Genomic DNA, 23184 nt, shown 5'->3' with positions numbered 1-23184 from the left:
AGAAAATCGGTCAGGGCGTTCTACGTTGCGAGCCGGGATCTCACGATCTCGCGCACGCGTGCCGCAGCCTCCTCGGGGTCTTCATGCTCCCAGACGCGGACAACCTCCCAGCCCTCGGCGCTAAGGGCCGCGTTTGTCTCGGCGTCGCGCTTTTGATTGCCCTCGATCTTCGCGTGCCAGAACTCTTCGCGTCGTTTGGCTGGTCGGTGGTGCTCCGGGCAGCCGTGCCAGTAACAACCGTCCACGAAAACCGCGACCTTGGTCTTGGTGAAGACGACATCGGCGGTCCGCCGGAGGCCGGGCAGCGGCCGCGTGTCTACGCGGTACCGAAGCCCCATGCTGTGAAGGAGAGATCGCAGGGCGAGTTCCGGTTTGGTGTCACGCCCCTTGTTGGCCGTCATGACAGCACGGACCGAGACTGACGAGGCCGTCGACGTGGGCGGCAGGGGCTCATCGGACACAAAGCCGGCGGTGCGTGCCCTCTCCCAAGCCAGAGCCAGGTTCGCGGCGCGTGTGGCAGCAGCGACGTCGCTGACATACTTCTCGTTTGTCTGCCCAGAGTCGGACCAACGCAGGTAAGCCCGGATACGTCGGGTTTTGCGATAGAGCCGCAAGGCGATGGAGCCTCGTGCGAACCGCCCGCCGTCGAGCAGGACCGCGCGCCGGTGCAGTCCGCCAGCGGCCCGGTCTTGCTCCGCAGATCGAGCCGCCCTCGCCATACCGGCTCGGGCCTTGTAGGCCCGAGCGGGCGGCATCTCTCCGTTCCACCCCCGCTGCCGCTCGGAAGCGGCGTCGCTCACCGCTTCTTCCCAAGGTCCTTGGGAGTGTCGACGGAGCGGAGCGCGGCCCCCACCGCGTTAGCGAAGACCTCGGCGAGCCTGACAGGTACGGCGTTTCCGAGCTGGCGCATTTTCTCGCCTCGCGGCCCTGCGAGCTGCCACCTGTCGGGGAAGGTCATCACTCTCGCCGTCTCGCGAACGGTCATGTAGCGAACGCCGGTTCCGTTAAAGGTGACGTCGTCGAGCTGCATCACGGACTCGCCACCTGGCACTCCATGAACACCTGCCTTGACAGTCTTGGCTGGGCGGTCGAGGACATTAGGGGTGTGACCGGTATAAATCCGGGCTCTGGGCCATCCGAAGTGGTCGGAGATGTCGCCGACTTGCTTCTTGTGTTCCACCGCGTCGAGCGACACGTAGGGGAGGGGCACGCCCTCGTTCTCATCGATGCCAGCGATCGCGTCACGCAGTGTGCGCCACGGGGGGAGCTTGAGCTTCTTCTTGGTCTTGGGATTGTCCAGGTCGAGAGCCGGAAGGTTCGCGATGGTGCGCTTCTTCGCCTCCTCATCCACGGTCTCGTGCCGGTTCCAGTACTCCCCGCCTTCTCGCATGGAGTGGATCAAGGACTCATCGGAGAACTGTTGCTTGGGCTCGAAGTCCTCCCACTTGACGCCGAGGTCGGCACGGAAGGCAACGATGATCACACGGTGACGTACCTGAGGGACGCCGTAGTCGGCGGCGTTGACCGGATGGTGCTTCACCTCGTAGCGCTCGGAGGCGGGCACTGAGTCGTTGGCGAGCAGCTTCTCCAGGAGCTCATTGTGCTCCTCCCACGTGGCACCCGGCTCGCGCTCGACGAACGGCAACCGCATCTCGTTGAGGATGTACTGGAAGTACGGCTCGAAGGACTGGCGCAGTAGGCCCCGGACGTTCTCGCAGATGACTGCCTTCGGCCTCATCTCCTGGATGGCCCGGAACATCTGCGGGAACATGTTCCGCTCGTCCTCTGTGCCCTTGGCGACGCCGCCCAAGCTGAACGGTTGGCACGGTGGCCCGCCCGCCAGGATGTCGACCTGACCCTCCAGGGCTTTGAAGTCCTCGACGAGGTCGCGGACGTCCCCCGGCTTGAGCGGCCACTTGTCGCCGTCGGGGGTCGGGTTCGTCTGGAGCGTCTCGATCGCCCGTGTGGAGTACTCGTTTACCAGCAGCGGGCGGAAGCCCGCGTTGTGGACACCCATGGCGAGGCCACCGCCGCCGGCGAACAGCTCTACACAGGTTCCCACCTCGGGATGCTTCTTCTGCAGCTCAGACATGAGAAAAGCGTACCGCGGAGTTGTCGATCATCAAGACACTTCAAGGAAACTGAGCACCGTGTCCACGACCTTCACCAGATAGGGTGATGATGATCACTCCATGAAGGGGAGCTGTGGCTGTGTCACTGGGGAACCACGCCGAGTTCAAGCTGAGCATCACCAAGGCCCTTGGTGATCAGTTGGCCGAAGCACTGGAGAAGCTCACGCCCGCTCCCCTCACCGAGGCGAACCTTCGCCTGCTGCCGCCCCACAAGGGCGTGTACCAGCTTCGGCGCGACGAGGACTTGCTCTATGTCGGCAAGGCTGAGGTCACACTCCCCCAGCGCCTCGCGAAGCACCTGCGCAAGCTCAGCGGTCGCGAGGGGATCCATCTGGAGCAGATCACCTTCACCGCGCTTTCGGTGGACGAGGACTTCTCTGCCGTCGCACCCGAGAAGCTTCTGATCGCCAGGTACCAGGACGCTGGAGAGGCCCCTTGGAACGAAAACGGGTTCGGAATCAACGACCCCGGTGACAAGCGGGACACTACCGTCTTCTCAGATGATCACTTCGACCAGCTATACCCTGCGCGGCTTGATTGGGTCATACGCGACCTTCCTGTAGGAGCCCAGACCCTGCGCAGTGTGCTGAAGGTCGCGAAGCTCGCGCTCCCATACACCTTCCGGTACGCCTACTACAGGACGGCTAGGGAGAAGTTCTACGAACAGTTCGAGGTGACCGTCCCTCAGTCGGAAATGACGGCGGACGAGTTCTTCCTGTTCGTGAGCGTGGTCTTGCCGGACCCGTGGCAAATCATGGTCCTCCCGGGCTACGCGGTCATGTACCCGAAGGAACTGCGCAACGAGAGCGCGCGCCAGTACTACCTGGGAGGCGAGATGATCCCCGCCGACAGCATGGCCTGAGACGCGACGCCGTAACCGCGCCCGCAACGCCGACGCGAAAGCGGTGCTGAACGCCCAGCGATGGATCGGTGTGAGGCTCTGTGGGCGCCAGGTCCTCTGGATGGCGGCTGAGCGGATCGATCAAGGTGTGAGGACGCGGACGGAACGCGCCTGAACTGGTGCTTTGGTTTGGTCCAAAGGCTAAGAGTGCTGGAGGCGTTACCCGCTGCGCTCCCTTGCTTGCTGACGCGACTTCGCTCTGATGTCAGTGGCATGCGATATCTCTTGGCGCAGGCGGACGAACCGCTGTCCTCTAGCAGCCCTTCAGACGGGAGCAGTGCTTTGACAAATGATGACGCAGGAATCCCCTTCGAGGAGATCGACCTCACACCGTCGCCGCAGCTCCTGGAGGCGTTGGGAGACATCCCCTACAAGCCGTGGCAATGCTTGGCGGAGCTGATCGACAACTCCTTCGACGACTTCCTCACGGACCCGGACCGCAGTGAGGCGCAGGAGGTCTGGATCACTCTGCCGAAGCCCACTGACAATGATCCGATCGTCAGCCTCCTCGATAACGGGCGGGGCATGAGCCTCGAGACGCTGCAGAGTGCGCTGAAAGCCGGTTACAGCGGCAAACGCCGGTACGGCAGTCTCGGGCTGTTCGGCATGGGCTTCAACATCGCCACGGCCCGTCTTGGCCATCACACAGAGGTACGGACCACGCGGGCTGGCGACTCCGACTGGCTGATCGTGGAGATTGATCTGCGCCGCCTATCGCAGAACGACAGTTTCAGGACGCCTCTCCGGCGGGAGGCCAAGCAAGACGTCTCCGATCATGGCACCGAAGTGATCGTCCGTCGTCTGCGTACTGAGATTGCTGAGGACCTGAGGAAGGCCAATCGACACGCCTCTATCCGCGCTGACCTTGGTCGGGTCTACTCGTATCTGTTGCGCGGAGAGAATCCGATTCCCGGAGTTCCGGACGGCCCCATGGCGGGGCGCGGCTTCCGGCTGAAAGTGAACGGGAAGACCGTCTCGCCCAGACTGCCTTGCGTCTGGTCGGCGTCGCGCACGGTAACCAAGGAAGGACGAGAGATCGCCGCCGTCCGGTCCGTCGACATTCCGCTGGCGTCGGCGTTGGCGTGCATGAAGTGCGGCCACTGGCAGAGCCCGGACCTTGCCCTAGACCGATGTGCTGAGTGCGACGGCGAGGACATGCAGCTGCGTGAGCGCCGCATCCACGGCTGGTTCGGGGTTCAGCGCTACCTGGACGAGAGCGACTACGGGATCGACTTCCTGCGCAACGGCAGGAAGATTCGGATCGGGGACCGAACCCTGTTTTCCTGGGAGAACCCGAACGACGGGACCCAGGTCCCGGAGTACCCGGTCGACATCCCGGCCACCCAGGGGCGCATCGTGGGCGAGATACACCTCGATCACGTCCCGGTGGGTTACCAGAAGACCGACTTCAACCGGGAGAGCCGGGACTGGCGGCACGCTGTCGTTGCGCTGCGCGGCGAGGGGCCGATGCGCCCGAAGAAGGCCAAGGCGCTGGGCTATCCGCTGAACACCTCGCACCTCGGAGAGATTTTCAAGGGCTATCAGGAAAACCGTCCGGGTGCTGCTTGCCTAATCCCCGGCAACGGCAGCACAGCTATCCACGAGACAGCCCGGGAGTGGGGTGCGAAGTTCCATTCTGGCCGGCACCCGGAGTTCCTCTCAGACGAGATCTGGTATCAGGCGGTACTGGCCCATGATGAGAACCGAGGCAATGGAGGGGCACCCACAAGGCCGACCAGCAATGGTGGGGCCAGCGGGTCCTCGCTAACAGGCCGCACCGGACTGGCACCTCTGGGCGGCGCGCCAGCCGACGGCCACGACTTGGGAGGCGTGGCGCCCGCACTGGAGCCCGCCCCAGCGGCTGAGCCCGAGCCTGTTGAAACCGAGGAGCAGCGCTTCGAGCGCTATCGCGCTGACGCCCGTCAGATCTTTGATCTAACGGGCGAAGTGACTCTGCCGCGACTTGGCCGCAAAGCTGTGACGGTCTTTGAGACGCGCACGCCCTTGCTGGACGATCGCGAGCGGTCGGTGCCCACGCTGGCCCGTCTGGGAAAGGGCGTGAATCTGGAGGTGTTCGTCCATGGCGACCACCCCGTATTCCGCGAGTACGGACGTGATCCTCGCGACTACGCGTTGATGGAGGTCGCACAGACCCTGCACGCTTTCGAACCGGACGGGCAGAAGGTGACAGCGGTCGCGGCTGAGGTCACGCGACAGTTTCCCGACCAACGAGTCACTGAGTCAGCGCTACGAGACCGGGCCGACTCGCTGCTGGACCGAGTGCGCGAGCTGATGACGCCTATCGTCGTGTCGATGGCCAACGAGCTCTGGGAGGCGGTGCCAGAGGAGGTCAGGCTGCGTGCCGAGCGTGACGCCGGGCGAGCCGACGCCTCTCTGGACTGGCCCACCGTCGTAAAGGCCGGTGCTTTCGTGGCTCATTTGGACGCTGCCGGGATCGCGGCCGTCGTCCGGGTCCGTCCAGCGGCCTTCTTGGACGGGGCGGTGTTCAAGACATCTTGGAGTGGCTGGTCGGACACTACGGTCAAGGACAGGCAGGTGGCTCAGACTGTGCGCCCTCTAGAGGTTGTCAGTGAATTCCTGACTGACCCGGGTACGAAGACTCGACTGGAACTCTCCTTGGCACGGATCACCTTCGACATGCTCGACCAGAGCGTTGCCGGACCGGTGTGAGTCATGGCTACCTCGTTCATGGCGCCGGACTTCCTACGTTGGGTTGGACCGTTCGGTTTCACTCGCCAGCTGGAGCGGCTAGCGCTTCACCTGGGCTTCACCGACGTCGTCAATATTGATGGTGCGAACGACCAAGGAGGTGACATTCTCGCCACCCGTGAGGGTCGCTTGTGGGTATTCCAGGCTAAATGGAAGGCGGGAGCGGCAGTGCCGCCCAGTGCCATTGACGAGGTCTTGGAGGCTAAAGCCCACTATGGCGCCGACCATGCCGTAGTGGTCACTAACAGCCGGTTCGGGCCGCTCACGCATAAGCGCCGTGACAGTCTCGCGGCTGTCGGCATGCGAGTGGAGCTATGGGCAGGCCAGGAACTGGCTGACCTGTACTCGGACGACCGATTCACAGCTGACCGGTTGCCGTCTCGCAAGCTGCGCCCCTACCAAGGCGAGGCTTTGCGGGCGGTCATCGGCGACCTGAAGAGTGCTGACCGTGCCCTGCTGGTCCTTGCAACCGGCCTGGGTAAAACAGTGGTTGGTGGTGAGGTAATCGATCGCCATCTGCACGAGAGGCCCCAGGACAAAGTCCTGATCGTCGCCCCGGCAAAGGATCTGGTGGAGCAGCTTGAGCGAGCGTTGTGGCACCACCTGCCCAAAAGCGTGCGCACTCAGCTCCTGACGGGCGACCACCGCCCTGACGACCTGCGAGGCGTTACCTGCGCGACGACAGCGAGTGCTCTTAGCTACGCCCGTGCCGGCTACCGGCCTGGGCTGATCATGGTTGACGAAGCCCATCACGTTGCCGAGGATGGGCAACTGGCCGAGCTGCTGGACGTCCTCCACGCGAGTCAGATTTTTGGCGTCACGGCGACACCTTGGCGTGGTGATCGATTCGATATTCGCACGCGATTCGGCGAACCCAGCTACACGCTTGGTATCGAGGACGGCATGCGGCTGGGCTACCTGTCCGAAGTGCGCTACCGGCTCTACGCGGACAACATCGATTGGGATTTCGTCCGGGGCATCAGCGACCACAGCTACTCGATCAAGGATCTCAACGCACGCCTTTTCCTCCCCGAACGAGACGAAGGAGTGCGCGAGAAGCTGGTGGAGGTATGGGCGCGTACCCAGCACCCCCGCGCGGTCGTCTTCTGCCGCACCATCGAACATGCCGAACGACTGGCGGCGCTGCTGGCAGAAGTGCCCCAGTGGCGCGGAGCACTCGCTGTTCACGCGGGTCTCAGCAAGCGGGAACGCCAATCCCGACTGATGAGCTTCCGGAGCGGCGAGGTCCCGATCCTGACGGCTGTCGACATCCTCAACGAAGGTGTGGACATTCCGGACGTGAACATCCTCTGCTTCGCCCGAGTTACGCACAGCCGTCGGATCTTCGTTCAGCAGCTCGGCCGCGGCCTGCGTCTGCGTCCGGGGAAGTCGCACGTGGAGGTCCTGGACTTCGTCAGCGACATCCGCCGCATCGCGGCTATCTTGAACATCCGCCAACAGATCGCCGAAGACGAAGTCGAGACCTTGCGTCTACGAGAGCGCGGCACCAGCTTCGACTTCGCGGACAAGCGCGCGGAGAGTTTGATGCGTGAATGGATTGAGGACGCGGCCAGTCTGGAGACCTCGTTGGACAAGAGTCGCCTTCAGTTTCCCGACCCGGCTGCCTTTGGGGGGTGAATGATCGATGAGTGACATCGATGAGGAGATCCGACGCGAGGTGATCGCCGAGGTCTACCGGCAGGTCGACGAACTCGACTGGGACGGTATGGCCCCGCGTGAGCGCTCCCAGTGGTACGTGCGTTGGATTGACGACCCACTCATTGGGGGTAAGCTCACACGTTTCATCGAACGCGATCGCGTCCGCGTGTGGATCAAGGATGGGCCGATCAAAGAACTGCCCAGGGCACGCTTCGGCATCGGCTCTTACGCGCAGTTTGCGGTCAGTCGCTACCCCGGGATGGAGCAGATCGCGCACCAGGCGATTGGGCCGGATTGGCATGCCGACCCAGAGTCTGTTGACGTCAAGCCCAACCGTTGCCTGGTCCGAGGGCCTGAAACGGACGTCCTAATGATTTGGGGGCCGGCGGCCAAGCTTGCCGACCTTGTGTGGGCCGGCATCAACGCTCGTGTGGATGGCGGTGCCGAACCGCTCATCGTCGTTGCCTCCCCTCAGGGCACGCGACTTAGTGGCGGCGAGATGCATCGGCATCGGCTCCTCGCCAAGCAGGCAAGCATCGAGCTGTGCCACATCACCCTGCGGCTCACCCGCGTCTGACAGCTACACCGACTGAGGTACCGCCACGATCTCCGGGACGTGCACGACAGCGGTCGAAGCCCGGCCAACGTGCGTGAGCGATGCGTGAGCGGACGGAATAGCACCCACTGGATTTAGCGTCACGCTGTGGAGCCCGGAAAGTCTCTGACCAGGTAAAACCGGATGTCCCATGATCACGAGTCACCACCCATCATGATCGTCCAGGCCCTCGTAATGCGTAGGTCTCGGGTTCGAATCCCGAAGGCGGCTCCAAGGAAGTCCAGGTCGTGTGGTCCACGGCCTGGACTTTTTGCATGCCGGGATCCGGCGGGGGCGGAGGCGGTCGCCTCGGTGGCTGTGCGCGCGGCCCGGGGCGTGGCCGACTGGTAGGTGTCCCGAGCGATCCGGGTCTCGCTGTGCCCGAGGGGCTCGGACGCGATCTTGATGTCGACCCCGGCGAGCATGAGCGCGGCGGCGACGTGCGGCAGATCGTGCAGCCGGGTCGCGGCGGCTGCCGTCCGGCTTTCGCATATCGCGGTGGATTGCTCGCTTCGGCGGTGATGCGAACCCCTGCAAGCACTCTTTCACCACAGCCACCAAAGCCCCGATCCCTATACCCAAAGGGCGGGATGTTCGGGACCATTGCTCAAGGTCGAACCAGTCAATCGGGGGATTTGTTGACGTCATGAGCTTTTTCTCTGGTGCGCCGGTGTGGGTGTTGAGTTGCGTGATGGGCGTGTTGCTTTGCACGTACGCAACCCTATTCTTGATGGCTGCATTTCATCGCGACCCGGAACGCAGGAAGGAAGCTTACAGCTTGCTTTCTTTGCACCGGTTCTCCCGATCCGTCGCTGAAAGTGCGGCGCCGGTCAATGGAGGGGAGCGATGGGTTGACGATGCTGCGCAGTCTGGTGCGCCACCCATTGCCAGAACGGGGTGGCTGCCGGGGATCGGGCAGGGTCTCACCATGGAAGACGGGACAGTGATCAGGGCGAGTGGGAATGTTTACATTTCCCGCCGGGATGGTTGGGTCATACTCGAAGTGGCTCGTGACGTCGACCCTGAATACTTGAAGTTGCGCGATGCCGCCCTGATCACCATAGAGCGGGAGGAGCCGGAAAGGTTGATAGTTGACCTGTTGTCGGCTCCTGGCCTCAACTCGATAGTTCTGGGCGTTCTGGTGGGAATCCTTAAACGTAGTCGATCCAAAGGTATAGATTTTCGCCTGGTTGTGAGTGGCGAAGATTTCATGAAGGTGTTCCGCATCACTGGGCTCGATCGCGTATTCGCTCTGTTTGAGACCGTTGAGGAAGCAATGGCTCATACGGGATAACGGGATAACGGGATAACGGGATTCCAGGTAGTTCGTCCTCGCGGGCAATTAGGGCTTGGGCCGGCCTGGAGTCAGGGGCCCTGGCCTCGTCCAGGCCGTACTGCCGTTCGTCGAGGGCGGGCTCGCTGTGCTCGGTGGACATACGGGGTCCGTTCCGCGAACGGGGTCCGGTCCGCCCGCTGGGCAGGGGAGGGGGCGCAAGACGTGCCGAGGTGGTGGGGCGCCGCGCGCGCTGAGCCCGGCGCAAGTGCGGTCGCGCACCCCCGCGATGGCGTCGGGCCACAATGCTGTGCCGTGTCCCGTCGGCGTGGAAGGCTTCGGTGTGCTGCCGGGGTGCGGAGTGCGTGAGGGGCGGTGAGGGGGGGGCAGGCCTCGACGAACCAGGGCGTTCAGGCCCCGACGTACCAGGATCAGGGGCAGGGTCAGGATCAGGCCCGGACCGAGTGGCCCGTCCCGGGGGAACGCGGTCGTGGCTCGGGGGTGGTTCCCCGGCTCGAAGCTCGATACTGGGAGATCATGTCGTGTGTGCGGCAGCCGCCGGGTGGAGGTGACAGCGATGCGAGCCGAGCGCCAGGGCGGTGACGACCAGGAGGCTGACCCGCTGGCTGGTCGCCGGGGTGGTGAGGGCCGGGACGTGGGCCCGCTGGCTGGTCGCCAGGGTGGTGAGGGCCGGGATGTGGACCACCCGCTGGCCGGTCGCCGGGAGGGTGGTGGCGAACCGGAGGCGGGCCCGGTGGACCGTCGACGGCGGGGTGGGGATGGTCGGGAGGCGGACCCGCTTGCGGGGGACGCGGAGCGGCGACGGGTCACCGGTGTGCTCGCTCTCGCCGCGGCCGCCGTCGACGTGTGGCAGGTGCCCGCCGCGCTGTGTCGCACCTGCGTGGAGTTGCTGCCGATCGGTGGCGCGTCCGTGTCGATCACCGCGAGCAGTTCCGTACGCACCCTCTGGTACGCCAGCGACGACACCTCGGCGCGGCTCGCCGAGACCCAGTACACGTTGGGGGACGGGCCCTGTCAGAGCGCGCTCGATCTGGGGGCGCCGGTGCTCGCCGGGGATCTCACGCAGGGGCCCGACGCCCGGAAGTGGCCGGTCTTCGCCGTGCAGGCGGTCGGGCTCGGGGTACTCGCGACCTTCTCGCTGCCGCTGGGGTCCGGCGCGCTCGCCATCGGCACGCTCGACCTGTACCGGACGACCACGGGGGCGCTCTCGCCGCGCGAGCTCGGCATCGCCATGATGATCAAGGACGCGGTCACCTTCGCCGTCCTCAACCTCAGCAACGGCCACCCGGAATCCGCTGATGCCGACGGTGGCGGAGTAGCGTCGTGGGTAGAAGCCGCGGAGGCCGACCGTACCGAGGTCCATCAGGCCGTGGGTATGGTCATGATCCAGCTGGGCACCGACCCGGAGAAGGCCCTTGACTACTTGCGGGCGCGCGCGTTCGCCCAGGGGCAGACGGTCTCCGAGGTGGCTCAGGACGTCATCGACCGGAGCTTCTCATTCCAGCGGCAGGCGTCCATCGACGGCGAAGATCCGGACGGTCGGTCACGCGGCACATTCGAAGAGGAACGGTGAACGGAGATGAACCGTGAACAACAGCTCGCCGAGGCATTCGTCGGGCTGACCGACACCCTCGCCGACGACTTCGACCCGGTCGTCCTGCTCGACCGGCTCGCCGGACACGTCGTCGACATCGTCGGGGCCGACGACGTCGGCATCATGATGGCCACCGCCCGCGGCGGCCTGCGCACCATGTCCGCGTCCGACGGCGGGGCCGCCCTCGTCGAACTGCTCCAGTTGCGGACCGGCGAGGGGCCCTGCCTGGACTGCTTCCGCACCGGCCGGTCCGTCGACGCCGTCCGGCTCGCAGACGCCGCCGCCGTGGAGCGCTGGCCGCGCCTCGCGCCGCTCGCCGCGCAGGCCGGGTACCTGGCGGTCCATGCGCTGCCGCTGCGCGTGAACCACCAGGTCATCGGGGCCCTCACCGTCCTCGTCGCGGACCCGGACGGGCTGTCGGACGACGAGCTGCGGCTCGCCCAGGCGCTCGCCGACGTCGCCGCCGTGGCACTGATCCACTACCGGCCCGACCCGGCCAGGCCCTCCGACGTACTGACCCGCGTCCAGGCCGCCGTCTCCGCGCGGGCCACCGTCGACATGGCCACCGGCATGCTCGCCGAGGGCGGCCTGCTCGAACTCGCCGACGCGGGACGGGTGTTGCGCATCTACGCACGACGGCACGGCGGCCGCCTCACCGAGGTGGCCCAGGCGCTCGTACGACGCGAACTGGAGCTGGGGACCGTGCTGGCGGACGCCACGGGTGCCACGGGCTGACGCCGGGGGTCACATCTTCGGCATCAGGACCGTGTCGACGATGTAGACCGTGGCGTTGGCGGTCGGCACGTTGCCGCAGACGACCTTCGAGGCGTTGTTGACCTGGTACGACTCGCCGGAGCCCGCCGTCGTCAGCTTGCTCTTCTCCAGCGTCTCGTAGGAGCCCTTCTCCAGCTGCTTCGGCGTCAGCTTCTGGCCCACCACGTGGTACGTCAGGATCTTGGTGAGCTGCTTCTTGTCGGCGAGCACCTTGTCCAGGTCGGCCTTGGGGATCTTGGCGAAGGCGTCGTTGGTCGGCGCGAACACCGTGATGTTCTCCGCGCTGTTCAGGGTGTCGACGAGGCCCGCCTTCTTCACCGCGGTGACCAGGGTGGACAGCGCCGGGTTGTGCGAGGCGGCGGTGGCCACCGGGTCCTTGGCCATGCCGTCGAAGCTGCCCGCGCCGTCCTTGGGAACGGACGAACAGGCCGGGCCGAACGGCTGGTCGGCCGTCGACGCGTCGGCCGACGGGGTGTCCTTCTCCTTCGGCGACGACGCTGCCGCGTTGTCCTTCTTGCCGCTGTCGCTGTCCTTGTCGCTGTCGGAGCAGGCGGCCAGGGCGAGCGGCAGGACGAGCGCCGCGGTCGCCGCGACGGTGACTCGGCGCAGGCGGAGGGTGGGGTTCATGGTGAATCTCCTTGAGTGGGGAGGGAGTTGAGGGGTGGGTGGGTTCGGGTGGGTAGGGGCGTTGTTCTTGGGCTTCAGGTCACGGTGACCACCACCGAGTGCCTGCCGGAGGCGCCGTCGGGGATCGTGCGGGTGCGTTCCGCGGTCTGGGTGGTGCCGGTGCGGTCGGTGGCGCGGACGTGGAGGGTGTGCGGGCCCGAGGTGGCGGGCCACTCCCAGCTCCACTGGCGCCAGGTGTCCACGGGGCCCTCGGTGGCCAGACGGGCCTTCTGCCAGGGGCCGTCGTCGACGCGCACCTCGACGCGTGCGATGCCCTTGTGCTGCGCCCAGGCGACTCCGGCGACGGTGACGCGGCCGGCGGCGGGGCGGGCGAAGGGCTTGGGGGTGTCGATACGGGACTGCGTCTTGATCGGCGCCTCGCGGGCCCAGTCGCGCTTGACCCAGTAGGGGTCGTAGGCGTCGAACGTGGTCAGCTCGATGTCCTGGATCCACTTGCAGGCGGAGACGTAGCCGTACAGGCCGGGGACGAGCATGCGGACGGGGAAGCCGTGCTCGAAGGGCAGCGGTTCGCCGTTCATGCCGACGGCGAGCAGGGCGTCGCGGCCGTCCATGACGGTCTCCACCGGGGTGCCGATCGTCATGCCGTCGACCGAACGGGCCACGAGCTGGTCGGCGGGTCCGCCGGCGGACGGCGGGCGTACCCCGGCCTCTTCGAGGAGCTCCGCGAGGCGTACGCCGAGCCAGCGCGCGGAGCCGACGTAGGGGCCGCCGACCTCGTTCGACACGCAGGTCATGGTGATGTCCCGCTCGACGAGCCGCCTGCGGAGCAAGTCGCCGAAGTCCAGGTTCAGTTCACGTCCGACGCCCTTGCCGTGGATGCGCAGGCGCCAGCGGTCCGCGTCCAGGCGGGGCACGTGGAGGGCGGTGTCGACGCGGTAGAAGCGGTCGTTGGGCGTGGTGAAGGACGTGAGGCCCGGCAGCTTGAGATCGACGCCGCGCGGCAGGCGCGGCGCGGGCGACGCGGGCGCGGGCAGCCGGAGCGCGGCCCGGGACGCCTCGGCCTCGGCGGCCGTGGTGGCGTTGAGGCGCCGTCCGAGCAGCCAGGAACCGGTGGCGAGGGCGGCGGCGCCCGCGGTGGCGAGGAGGAAGGTGCGGCGGGCCGGGGGCGAGGACGGGGACGGGGCGGGGGACGGGGGCCCGTCCGGGGGTTCGGGGGTGGCCTCGGGGTCCTGCGGGCGGGAGGCGGTGTCGGCAGGGGGAGTGACGCGTGCGGGTGCGGGGGCGTCGGCGGGTGCGGAGGCGTCCGCAGGGGGTGGAGCTGGGACCGGGGCCGGAACCGGGGCCCCGGCCCGGTGCGGCAGGCGCCCGCCGAGGAGGTACAGCGTGGCCGCCCCCGCCACCGCCCCGCACAGGGAAGGCACCGCGTCCAGGAGCGACGTGGAGTCCGGGCGGGCCGTGGCCGCCGCCGCGCCCGCCGCGCCGAAGAGCAGGACGACCAGGGCCGCGACGCGGCGGTGGCGCAGGGCGAGCAGGCCCGCCGCCACGGCGAACAATGCGAGCGCGGCGAGGATGCCCAGTTGGAGGACCAGCTTGTCGTCCTCGCCGAAGCGGCGGATCGCCCAGTCCTTCACGGCGGGCGGCGTGCGGTCGATGACCGCGCCGCCGACCGCGGTGACGGGGCCCGCCTCCGGCCGGACCGCCACCGAGACCAGCTCCGCGACCGCGAGGGCCGCGTAGCCGGAGACCAGGCCGCCCAGTGCGGCGAGTCCGGCCCGGATCGCGGTGTCTCCTCGTGTGCTCACACCCCTGATTCGAAGCGGTGCGCCGTCCGGCTTGGTCGTTCACCCGATCGGATCAACCGCTCCTCGGGGCAGGCAGGTCACACGGGGTCCGTCAGTCCAGTTCGCGGGCCTGCTTGAACCGGGCGAGGCCGTCGGCGAGTTCCACCAGCGGGTCCGGGTAGTCGAAGCCGGCCCGCTCCAGGCCCTGGAGCTTCCACGGTTCGTGGATCGCGGGTGCGTCCAGGCCGGCGAGCTCGGGAACCCAGCGGCGTACGTAGTCGCCGTCCGGGTCGTGGCGCTTGGCCTGGAGGACGGGGTTGAGCACCCGGTTGGGCCGGGTGTCCGTGCCGGTGCCCGCCACCCACTGCCAGTTGAGCTGGTTGTTGGCGACGTCGCCGTCCACGAGCAGGTCGAGGAAGTGCCGGGCGCCGTCCCGCCAGTCCAGATAGAGGGTCTTGGTGAAGAAGCTCGCCACCAGCATCCGGGCCCGTCCTGGCAGCCAGCCCTCGTGCCGCAGCTGCCGCATCGCCGCGTCGATCACCGGATAGCCGGTGCGGCCCTCGCGCCACGCCTCGGCCTCCTTCTCGTCGTGGCGCCAACGGTCGTGCCGCGTCCGGTAGTCGGCGTGCGCGGCCTCCGGACGGGCCGCGAGCAGCTGGTGGTTGAAGTCCCGCCAGGCCAACTGCCGTACGAAGGCGTCACATCCCTCGCCCGGCGACCTGGCCGCGCGCTGGATCAGCTCGGTGGCCGACACCGTGCCGAAGTGGAGGTGCGAGGAGAGGTGCGAGGTGGCGTCGGCCGCGAGGTCCGACTGCTGATCGGCGTACGTCGCGAGGGAACCGCGCAGCCACGACGTCGTACGGCGGCGGGCCTCCTGCTCGCCGCCCGCCGCGAGCCCCGGCGACACCCCGGTCACGGACGCCCGCGAGGGGAGCTTGCGCCCGCCCGCGCCCTCGGGGACGGAGATCGCGCGGGGCGCGGCGACGACCGGGCGCATGGCGGTGTTCTGCCAGCGCCGGTAGTAGGGCGTGAAGACCGCGAAGTGGTCGCGGTCCTGCGGGACTTCGGCGCCCGGCGGGACCGCGGTGAACACCGCGTCGTGGACGCGCAGTTCGGCGCCGAGCGCGCCGAGCTCCGTCCGCAGCCGCTCCTCGCGCCGCCGGGCGTACGCGCTGGTCCCCGCGGCCACGTGCACGGTACGGGCCCCGGTGCGGGAGACCACCGCGGCGACCTCCGCCACGACGGCGCCGGACCGCAGCACCAGCCGGCCGCCGCGCTCGCGGAGGCCGTCGTCGAGGTCGGCGAGGCAGTCGGCGAGGAAGGCGCGCCGGTTGGGCGCGTCGAACCCGGCGGCCGCGATGCCCTCGTCCAGGACGAACAGCGGGACCACCTGGTCGGCGTCCCGTAGCGCGGCGTGCAGCACGGGGTTGTCGTGCAGGCGCAGGTCGGCGGTGAACAGGCAGACGGATACGGACAATTCCGTGCTCCTAGGTGCTGGTGCTGGTGCTGGTGCGGATGCCGGTGAGGGCGCGGACACGGGTACGGATACGGGTACGGGTACGGGTACGGGTCACGCGGGGAACTTCATCAGGCCGATCGGGTCCGTCGTCGGTTCGGGCGAGCCGCCGGACGGTTCGACGGTGACGCCCATGCCGGACGCGGTGCCCACCGAGCCCTCCAGGAGCGTGGCGTTCGTACCGCCGGAGTCGTTCAGGAGACCCGCGGAGCGCATCTTCCCCTCGTCGTCGAACCACAGTTGGTACACCTTGCCCGCCGGTGGGTCCGGCAGCGCGGAGGTGAGGAACGCGGCGCGGTCGCGCGCCTTGGAGACCACCACCGTGCCGCGCGCGCCGCCGGGGAGCTTGGCGCTGACGGTCCGCGCGTCGGGCGCGGCGAGCACGGCGGCCAGCTCGGCGGCCTGCCGCTCGGCCTGGCGCGCCTCGGTCCGTGCCTCCTCGGCCGACCGGTGCTGCCAGACCGCGATGCCGCCGAACGCCGCGGCCGCGGCGAGACAGGCGGCGAGCACGAGCCGGGAGGCGCGCCGGGACCAGGCGCGGACCTTGCGCGGCGCGGGGACCCTGGGCGGCTCCTGGCGGACCGTGGTGATCTGCCGCAGCACCTGTTCGCGCAGGTGGGCCGGGGGCGTCACGGAGACGGCGAGGCCGAGCCGCTCCGCGGTGGCGGCCAGCTCGCGCACCTCCTGGGCGCAGGCGGGGCAGACGGCGAGATGGCGCTCGAAGGCGGTGCGTTCGGCGGGGGCCAGCGCGTGCAGGACGTACGCGCCGGTCGCCGTGTGCAGGTCGGCGGTGCTCACGCGCTCACCCCCAGGCAGTCGCGCAGCCGGATGAGTCCGTCGCGCAGGCGGGTCTTGACGGTACCGAGGGGCAGGGTGAGGAGCTGGGCGACCTCGCTGTAGGTGAGGCCGCGGTAGTAGGCGAGGGTGACGGCCTCGCGCTGGAGCTTGGTGAGCGCGCTCAGACAGCGCCGCACCCGCTGCTGTTCGAGGCGCGTCTCGACCTGCTCGGTCACCTCGTCGTACGCGGGCATCTCCGCGAGCAGCGCGGCCTTGTGCTCGCGCTCGGCGCTGGCCTGGGCCGAGCGCACGCGGTCCACCGCGCGGCGGTGCGCCAGGGTCATCACCCAGGTCATGGCGCTGCCCTTGTCGGGCCGGAAGCGGGCCGCGGTACGCCAGACCTCGACCAGCACCTCCTGGGTGACCTCCTCGGACTGGGCCGGGTCCCGCAGCACGCTGCGGACCAGGCCGAGCACCGGGCCGCTCACCGCGTCGTACACCCGGGTGAAGGCCTCCTGGTCGCCGCGCGCCACGTCCATCAGGTGCCCGTCGAGGCCGGACCGCGAGGGTGGGGGCGGGGCGGCGTGCGCGCGCTCCGCCGGTCTCATCGGGGCCGCCCGTCGACCGTGCCGACTGTGCCGAGCATGTGTGCGGCCTTCCTCGTCGTGTGGCGGGCGCGCGGGCGCGCGGCCGTCAGTTCACCGTTCTTCCCCTTGATTCGGAGCCGACGCTCCCGCGGATTGGTCCGCGGGACGGTCTTGACCGTCGCGGGGAACAGGTACGTCGAGTCGTACCGCGAAGCCGCCCTCCGGGAGCGGACCCGTGGCGAGTGTCGCGCCGCAGGCCCCCGCGCGCTCGCGCATGCCGCGCAGGCCGAGGCCGCTGGACGGCGCGCCCCAGCGGGGGTGGCGGGCCGGACCGTTGGCCACGCGCAGGGTCAGCGTGCCGCCGGGCGCGTCCTCGTCCAGGGTCACGTCGACGCGGGCGCCCGGCGCGTGCTTGAGGGCGTTGGTCAGCGCCTCCTGGGCGATGCGGAAGACGGTCAGCGCCGTCTCCTGGGGCAGCAGGACCGGGGAGGCCTGCGCCTTCGGGAAGCGCACGTCGACGCCGGCCGCGCGCAGCGACTGCACCAGCTCGGCGATGGAGCCGCGCGGGTCGGTGCGCTCGGCCGTGCCGCCCTGGCCGCGCAGCACGCCGAGCACCCCGGAGAGCTGCCGCGCCGCGCCCGCGCAGGCGTCCTGCACGGTGCGCGCGGGGGCGGTCAGGCGCGTGTCGTCACCGGCCCGCTGTTCGAGCACGCCCGCGTAGAGGGCGGCGATGCTGAGCTGGTGGCCGATGCCGTCGTGCAGGTCCCTGGCGAGCCGGGCGCGTTCGCGTTCGACGGCGAGGTCGGCGGTGCCCTCGATGAGCCCGTCGACGATGCGGTTGCCGCGCCGCACGGCCCGTCCGTAGCTGCGCTGCCTGCGCACGGCGAGGCCGGTCAGGGCGGGCAGCAGAACGTCCGCGGCGAAGGCGACGAGCCCGTCCAGGTCGAGCCGGTCGTCGGGCGGTACGTCCAGGGAGTACAGGATGCCGAGGAGTACGGGCAGGAGCAGGACGCCCGCGCGGAAGCGGCGCTGGTAGACGGCGACCGAGTACGACGCGGCCATCATCGTGAGCCGCGAGGAGTAGTCGAGCAGCGTGGCCACCGAGGCGGCGAGCAGCGCGAGCCAGGGCAGGCGGCGGCGCGCCACCAGCAGGACCCCGGCGAGCAGCAGCGTCGCGAACCGCAGCCCGAGCAGGTGCGGGCCGCCCACCGGCAGGGCGATGAGGGACGGTACGAGGACGGCGGCCGCGATGGAGACGTCGGTGATCGCGGCGCGCCTGGCGGGTGTCCGTGCGGCCCAGGCGCGGGCCGCCGTGCGGGTAGCCCGACGGGTCGCCCTCCTCAAGAGTGCGGCCTGTCTGCCTGTCACGTCGTTCACCCGGCTCGTCGCGCTGTACACCGATCCCGGTAGAGGACTTTACGTTCTCCCGGCCGCCATTCGTAATGGCCGAAAGTCCTGAGCCGCAAGCCGGAGTTGAGAGGCTTCCCCGTTATTATCGACCGCATGAAACGAGCGTCGGCGCTGCAATTAAGGCAAGAATGAACGTGGTTCGCGTACTCGTCGCCGATGACCAGCCGGTGATCCGCGCGGGTCTGCGCGCCCTGCTCGGCGCCGCCGACGACCTGGTGGTCGTGGGAGAGGCGAGCGACGGCGCGGAGGCGGTCAGCATGGCCCGTGAACTCGCCCCCGACGTGGTGCTTCTCGATCTGCGCATGCCCGGTGTCGGCGGTATCGACGCGACGATCCAACTGACCCGCGCCACGCCTCGTGCGCGGGTTCTCGTGCTGACCAATCACGATACGGACGAAGCGGTGGTCGCCGCATTCGAGGCGGGTGCGTCGGGACTTCTCCTGAAGACGTCGTCGCCGCGTGAACTCATCTCGTCGGTGCGTTCCGTGGCGGCGGGCGCGAGTGTTCTCTCGTACTCCGTGATGAAACGGATGATTTCCCGGCCCGCGCCGCGTGCGCGGCGCGCACGGCCGCCGGAGGTCGTGGAACTCGCCGGGAAAGTGGCGTCGTTCGGCGCGGGCGAGGTGAAGGTGCTTGCCCTGGTCGGCGCCGGAATGAGCAACAAGGAGATAGCCGAGGCGCTGCACCTCTCGCTGACCAGCGTGAAGACGTATGTGTCGCGGATCCTGCGCCGTCTTGGCCTGGACAACCGGACGCAGGCGGCGATCCTGGCGTACGAGCTGGGGCTTTCGGCCGACGAGGGCGAGGGCCTGGTCGCGGGCGAGGGCGAGAGCGCCGAAAGTTGTCTCCCTTTGGTGTGAAGTGTCCACTTTGGTGGCGCAACCTTTCCCGTGGTGCGCGGAACGCTGAATCACAGCGCATTCCGCACCACCGAAAGGCAAGTTCGTGCACGTCGAGAGTTTCGGGGCGGGCGGTCACGCCGAGGGCGTGGCGGACGCGGAGTTGTGCGAGCGGGTCCGCGCCGGAGATCCACGGGCTTTCCACGTGCTGTGGGAACGGCATGTGGCGATGGCGCGGCAGTGTGCCGTCGGCTGTACGCGCGGTAGTGCGGCCGATGCGGAGGACGCCGTTTCCGACGCGATGCTCGGGCTTTTACAGGCGCTGCGCGGTGGGCGGGGGCCCGTCGGCAATGTCCCCGCATATCTGCGGGTTTCCGTGCGCAGGGCGGCGGCCCGGAGCGCGGCGCGCCGGCGCCGGGAACTCCCCGTCGCCGAATTGCCCGACCTTCCGTCGTCCGACAGCGGCTGCCGGGCCACCGCGCACTTCGACGCGGCGTGCGCGCGTGAGGCTTTTCTCGGGCTTTCCGAACAACGCCGGATCGCCGTACGGCTCTTCGCCATCGAGGAAAAGGGCGCGGGCCAGATCGGCGAACGCCTCGGCATTGCGTCGCCGGCCGCTTCCTCGCTCGTGTACCGCGCGAAAGAGGCGTTGCGGGCCGGATATCTGCGCCACCACGTGAATCCCGCGAACGCGGAATGCGCGGACGTCATGGACCGTGTGGTGGCCTCCCTGCGGGGGCGCTCCGTGCGCCGCCACACGGACTCCGTTTCCTCCCACCTCCGGCGCTGTGCGACGTGCCGCGAGGCGGGTGGGCAGCTGCGGGAGGTGAATGCGGGGTTGCCGGGGCGGGTGGGGTAGCGCGTCGGGCTGCGTCTCGGGGAGCGTCTCGGGGAGTGCCTTCGGCCGGTGGGGGCAGGGCCGGGCGTGAGGGCCGGGCGGCCGGGCGGGGGTGCGGGTGGTTGAGGGGTGGGGGCGCCCGCGGGGAGGGTGCGGGCGCCTGGTGGGTGGGGTTTTCGTGTCAGCGGAACAGGCGGCGCCACGTCTCCGGGCCCGGGTAGCCGTCCGCCTCCGTGCCGCGCCAGCCCTGGGCCCGCTGGAACGCCTCCACGTTGCGTCGGTCGGCCTCGGACCAGCGCGGTCCCGGGCCCTGCGTGTAGTGCTTGCCGTAGCCCTTCTTCACCAACTGCTTGCCCAGCTTGGTGATGTGCGCGTTCGACTGGCCCGGCCGGAAGTGCTGTTTGCCGGGGAAGGTGGTGGTCGCGCTTCCGCCCCCGGAGCCCCCCGTGCCGCCGCCGATGTTCTTTCCCTTGCCCTGCACCAGGTAGCGCCAGGTCGCGGGCCCCGGGATGCCGTCCGCCTCGGCGCCGCGCCACCCCTGCGCCTCCTGGAACGCCCGCGTCGCCCTGCGGTCCGCCTCCGACCAGCGCGGGCCCGGCCCCTCCTGGTAGAACCTGCCGCCGCCCCGCTTCGCCAGCATCCTGCCGAGCTCGGTGACGTGGCCGTTGACCGCCCCGGGGCCGAAGGAGGCCGCGCCGGGGAAGGCCGTGCCGGAGGAGCCGCCGGTGCCGCCGCCGGAACCGCCGCCCTCCACGACGTACTTGTAGCGGTAGGGCACATAGCCGCCGGAGTGGTTCCAGTACGCGTACGGCGTGGTCCGCTTCAGCGTGTGCGGCCGCGTCTGCTCGTACGCCACGTACCGCGTCTTCGACGCGTCCGCCCAGCCGCCGAAGATCGTCACGTGTGAACCCGCGCCCGGGTTCGACGGGTTGTGGAACAGCAGCATGTCGCCGGGCTTGAGCTGGCTCTTGGTGATCCGTACGCCGTACGCGGCGAGGCTGCCCGTCCACTGGTTGCTGCCGAGGCCCCAGGCCATCGACACGAAGCCCGAGCAGTCCTTGCGGTAGCCCTGGTAGAACGCGCCCATGCTGTACGGGACCCGGGCGTCCACCCAGGTCTGGGCCCGCGCCAGGATCTGGCTCCGCGTCAGGCGCAGCGGCGTCGACGCGGTGCGCGCGGCGGCGGTCTGGGCGAAGAGCGGGCCCGGTGCGCCCTGCCCCGGGTGCGTCGTGTCCTGCGTCGCGAAGGCGGGCTGCGCAAGGGCGTGCGCGGCGCCCGCGCCCGTCCCCGTCAGGACCGCGCCGAGCGCCACGACGGCCGCGGCGCGGGTGCTGGTCCGCGACCCGCCCGCCGTACGGAGTTCGAGCCGTTCGTGCGCGCAGCCCGGACAGGGGCAGTCGCGCGCCACGGATATGTCCTCGAAGACCGGAGTACTCACATCACCCTCCATGGGTGGGAAACCGAAAGAACGGATGAAGGGGCGAAAACGCCCCTTCATGGACAGGAGCGGCGAGGAGGGTGGTTATGACGGTCTTCGGGCGGGGAGCGATCGACCATGGTCGAAACCGAGCACTCCGGGTACTCCAGGTACTCCGCTGAGGATGTGATCGCGCGGCACGGGCTCGCTCCGCTGCCCGTGGAGGGCGGCATGTTCCGGAGCGTCTGGGCCGGACCACCCGATGCCGACGGGCGCCCCGCGGGCACGGCGATCATCGTGCTGCTGACCCGGGACCCCGACGACTTCTCCGCGCTGCACCGGCTGCCGACCGACGAGGTCTGGCACTTCTACGAGGGCGACGCGCTGGAACTGCTCCTGCTCGCGCCCGACGGGACGGACCGGCTCGTGCTGCTCGGCGCGGGCGGGCAGGTGCAGTTCGTGGTCCCGGCCGGGACGTGGATGGGCGCGCGGGTCGCGGCGGCCGGACGCCACGGGTGGGCGCTCTTCGGTACGACGATGGCACCCGGTTTCGTACCCGAGGACTACGAGGGCGGCGACCCGGAGACGCTGTCCGCACGCCACCCGGAGCGGGCGGACCTCATCAGGGCGCTGTGCCGTGCGGACGGGCCGCGTCGGATGACGGGGGCCGACGGTGAGTGACACGGCGTGGGGCCCGGACCCGTCGCTGCCCCGGCTCACCGGACGCGTCGTCCTGGTGACGGGCGCGAGCGGCACGATCGGCGCGGGCATCGCCCGCCGGTTCGCCCAGGCGGGCGCGGCGGTGGTGGTCCACTACCGGAGCGGCGAGACGGCCGCGCGGGAGGTGGTCCACCGCATCGAGGCGGGAGGCGGCACGGCGGTCGCGGTCCGGGCGGACCTGACGGGCGGCGATGCTTCGGGTGGGTCGGCCGGTGGCAGGGCCGTGCCGGGCGGGGGCGTGCCGGGAGAAGGAGGCGGGGGCGCGGGGTTCGGTGGTTCCGGGGGTGTCGGGGGTGACGCGTCGGCGGCCCGTGGTGGGGGCGTGCCGGGCGAGGGCGGTGGTGTGGTGGATGGCCGTCCCGGTGATGCCGGTGAGGCCGCGTGCCGACGGCTCGTTCAGGTCGCGGCCGGGTGGCGGGGGCGCCTCGACGCGTTGGTCAACTGTGCCGGGGTGCAGCCGGTGCAGGCCCTCGACGGGATGACGGTCGCCGACTGGCGGGCGGTGACCGAGGCGAACACGGCGAGCGCGTTCAGCTGTACGCAGGCCGCCGCAGAGGTCATGTCCCGCCAGGACGGCGGCGGTTCGATCACGCACATCGCGTCCATCGAGGGATCCCAGCCCGCCCCCGGCCACGCCCACTACAGCGCGTCCAAGGCCGCCCTCATCATGTTCGCCCGCTCCGCCGCCCTGGAGTACGGCCCCCTCGGCATCCGCGTCAACAGCGTCTCGCCGGGGCTGATCGACCGGCCGGGCCTCGCCGACGACTGGCCGGACGGCGTGGCACGTTGGGGCCGGGCCGCGCCGCTCGGCAGGCTGGGGCGGCCCGAGGACATCGGCGACGCCTGCGTGTTCCTCGCCTCGGACGCCGCGTCCTGGATCTCCGGGACGGACCTCGTCGTGGACGGCGGGGTGGGGGCGCGGCCCACCTGGTAGCGGCCGGGCCGGTGGTGGCAGCTCCGGTGCTGGACGGGCCGGTGCTGGACGGGCCGGTG

At 69.3% G+C, this 23184-nt stretch carries 21 protein-coding genes; 11 read left to right on the top strand and 10 right to left on the bottom strand.

Annotated elements, in window-relative coordinates:
- Positions 1 to 20: 20 nt before the first annotated feature.
- On the bottom strand, positions 21 to 401 hold the full coding sequence (locus ACIO9J_RS25260) for a very short patch repair endonuclease (RefSeq protein WP_402003838.1): 381 nt from the start codon (positions 399 to 401) through the stop codon (positions 21 to 23).
- A 395-nt stretch (positions 402 to 796) separates the two neighbouring features.
- A complete protein-coding gene (locus ACIO9J_RS25255; protein WP_402003835.1) occupies positions 797 to 2092 on the bottom strand; it encodes a DNA cytosine methyltransferase in 1296 nt (431 codons plus the stop codon).
- A gap of 113 nt (positions 2093 to 2205) precedes the next feature.
- On the opposite strand from ACIO9J_RS25255, the gene ACIO9J_RS25250 reads away from it, so the two are divergent.
- From ACIO9J_RS25250 to ACIO9J_RS25230, 5 genes are all read left to right on the top strand, one after another.
- The gene (locus tag ACIO9J_RS25250) at positions 2206 to 2994 is read left to right on the top strand and encodes a GIY-YIG nuclease family protein (RefSeq protein ID WP_402003832.1); all 789 of its coding nucleotides are present in this window, start codon (positions 2206 to 2208) and stop codon (positions 2992 to 2994) included.
- Between the two features lie 321 nt (positions 2995 to 3315).
- Positions 3316 to 5724: an ATP-binding protein gene (locus ACIO9J_RS25245; RefSeq protein ID WP_402003829.1), complete on the top strand. Its 2409-nt coding sequence runs from the start codon at positions 3316 to 3318 to the stop codon at positions 5722 to 5724.
- 3 nt (positions 5725 to 5727) lie between these two features.
- A complete protein-coding gene (locus tag ACIO9J_RS25240; RefSeq protein ID WP_402003826.1) occupies positions 5728 to 7401 on the top strand; it encodes a DEAD/DEAH box helicase family protein in 1674 nt (557 codons plus the stop codon).
- 7 nt (positions 7402 to 7408) lie between these two features.
- On the top strand, positions 7409 to 7999 hold the full coding sequence (locus ACIO9J_RS25235) for a hypothetical protein (RefSeq protein WP_402003823.1): 591 nt from the start codon (positions 7409 to 7411) through the stop codon (positions 7997 to 7999).
- A gap of 664 nt (positions 8000 to 8663) precedes the next feature.
- Positions 8664 to 9311 (top strand): STAS domain-containing protein, encoded by a 648-nt coding sequence (locus ACIO9J_RS25230; RefSeq protein ID WP_402003820.1) that lies wholly within the window; start codon positions 8664 to 8666, stop codon positions 9309 to 9311.
- 514 nt (positions 9312 to 9825) lie between these two features.
- On the opposite strand, the gene ACIO9J_RS25225 is transcribed toward ACIO9J_RS25230, so the two are convergent.
- Complete coding sequence (locus tag ACIO9J_RS25225) at positions 9826 to 9996, bottom strand: hypothetical protein (RefSeq protein WP_402003817.1); 171 nt, start codon at positions 9994 to 9996, stop codon at positions 9826 to 9828.
- 129 nt (positions 9997 to 10125) lie between these two features.
- Between ACIO9J_RS25225 and ACIO9J_RS25220 the strand changes: the two genes are divergently transcribed.
- Together ACIO9J_RS25220 and ACIO9J_RS25215 are read left to right on the top strand one after the other, a co-directional pair.
- Complete coding sequence (locus ACIO9J_RS25220) at positions 10126 to 10884, top strand: GAF and ANTAR domain-containing protein (protein WP_402003814.1); 759 nt, start codon at positions 10126 to 10128, stop codon at positions 10882 to 10884.
- Positions 10885 to 10890: 6 nt separating this feature from the next.
- On the top strand, positions 10891 to 11640 hold the full coding sequence (locus ACIO9J_RS25215) for a GAF and ANTAR domain-containing protein (RefSeq protein ID WP_402003811.1): 750 nt from the start codon (positions 10891 to 10893) through the stop codon (positions 11638 to 11640).
- A 9-nt stretch (positions 11641 to 11649) separates the two neighbouring features.
- Here the strand turns inward: ACIO9J_RS25215 and ACIO9J_RS25210 are convergent, their stop codons facing one another.
- From ACIO9J_RS25210 to ACIO9J_RS25185, 6 genes are all read right to left on the bottom strand, one after another.
- On the bottom strand, positions 11650 to 12306 hold the full coding sequence (locus ACIO9J_RS25210; protein WP_402003808.1) for a fasciclin domain-containing protein: 657 nt from the start codon (positions 12304 to 12306) through the stop codon (positions 11650 to 11652).
- A gap of 74 nt (positions 12307 to 12380) precedes the next feature.
- A complete protein-coding gene (locus tag ACIO9J_RS25205; protein WP_402005383.1) occupies positions 12381 to 14117 on the bottom strand; it encodes a molybdopterin-dependent oxidoreductase in 1737 nt (578 codons plus the stop codon).
- An 82-nt stretch (positions 14118 to 14199) separates the two neighbouring features.
- Positions 14200 to 15564, bottom strand: a complete 1365-nt coding sequence (locus ACIO9J_RS25200) for a cryptochrome/photolyase family protein (protein WP_402003806.1) — start codon at positions 15562 to 15564, stop codon at positions 14200 to 14202.
- Positions 15565 to 15657: 93 nt separating this feature from the next.
- Positions 15658 to 16401, bottom strand: a complete 744-nt coding sequence (locus tag ACIO9J_RS25195) for an anti-sigma factor domain-containing protein (RefSeq protein WP_402003803.1) — start codon at positions 16399 to 16401, stop codon at positions 15658 to 15660.
- Positions 16398 to 16919, bottom strand: coding sequence for a sigma-70 family RNA polymerase sigma factor (locus ACIO9J_RS25190; RefSeq protein ID WP_402005380.1), 522 nt, complete (start codon positions 16917 to 16919; stop codon positions 16398 to 16400). Before ACIO9J_RS25190 ends, ACIO9J_RS25195 begins: the two co-directional genes overlap by 4 nt.
- Positions 16920 to 17078: 159 nt before the next feature.
- Positions 17079 to 18335: a sensor histidine kinase gene (locus tag ACIO9J_RS25185; RefSeq protein ID WP_402003800.1), complete on the bottom strand. Its 1257-nt coding sequence runs from the start codon at positions 18333 to 18335 to the stop codon at positions 17079 to 17081.
- A 170-nt stretch (positions 18336 to 18505) separates the two neighbouring features.
- On the opposite strand from ACIO9J_RS25185, the gene ACIO9J_RS25180 reads away from it, so the two are divergent.
- On the top strand, positions 18506 to 19237 hold the full coding sequence (locus ACIO9J_RS25180) for a response regulator (RefSeq protein ID WP_402003797.1): 732 nt from the start codon (positions 18506 to 18508) through the stop codon (positions 19235 to 19237).
- Positions 19238 to 19364: 127 nt separating this feature from the next.
- Entirely contained in the window at positions 19365 to 20075 is a 711-nt protein-coding gene (locus tag ACIO9J_RS25175) for an RNA polymerase sigma factor (protein WP_402003794.1), read from the top strand.
- A gap of 160 nt (positions 20076 to 20235) precedes the next feature.
- On the opposite strand, the gene ACIO9J_RS25170 is transcribed toward ACIO9J_RS25175, so the two are convergent.
- Positions 20236 to 21492 carry a peptidoglycan-binding protein gene (locus ACIO9J_RS25170; RefSeq protein ID WP_402003791.1) on the bottom strand — a complete coding sequence of 419 codons (1257 nt, stop codon included), beginning with the start codon at positions 21490 to 21492 and terminating at the stop codon, positions 20236 to 20238.
- A 117-nt stretch (positions 21493 to 21609) separates the two neighbouring features.
- Here ACIO9J_RS25170 and ACIO9J_RS25165 point away from each other — a divergent pair, with 117 nt between their 5' ends.
- Together ACIO9J_RS25165 and ACIO9J_RS25160 are read left to right on the top strand one after the other, a co-directional pair.
- Positions 21610 to 22152 (top strand): cupin domain-containing protein, encoded by a 543-nt coding sequence (locus ACIO9J_RS25165; protein WP_402003788.1) that lies wholly within the window; start codon positions 21610 to 21612, stop codon positions 22150 to 22152.
- Positions 22145 to 23125, top strand: a complete 981-nt coding sequence (locus ACIO9J_RS25160) for an SDR family NAD(P)-dependent oxidoreductase (RefSeq protein ID WP_402003785.1) — start codon at positions 22145 to 22147, stop codon at positions 23123 to 23125. The genes ACIO9J_RS25165 and ACIO9J_RS25160 overlap by 8 nt, the downstream gene beginning before the upstream one ends.
- Positions 23126 to 23184: the final 59 nt, after the last annotated feature.

The organism is Streptomyces sp. NPDC087300 (assembly GCF_044744425.1).
Taxonomy (GTDB): domain Bacteria; phylum Actinomycetota; class Actinomycetes; order Streptomycetales; family Streptomycetaceae; genus Streptomyces.
This window is presented reverse-complemented; position numbering and strand designations above follow the sequence as displayed.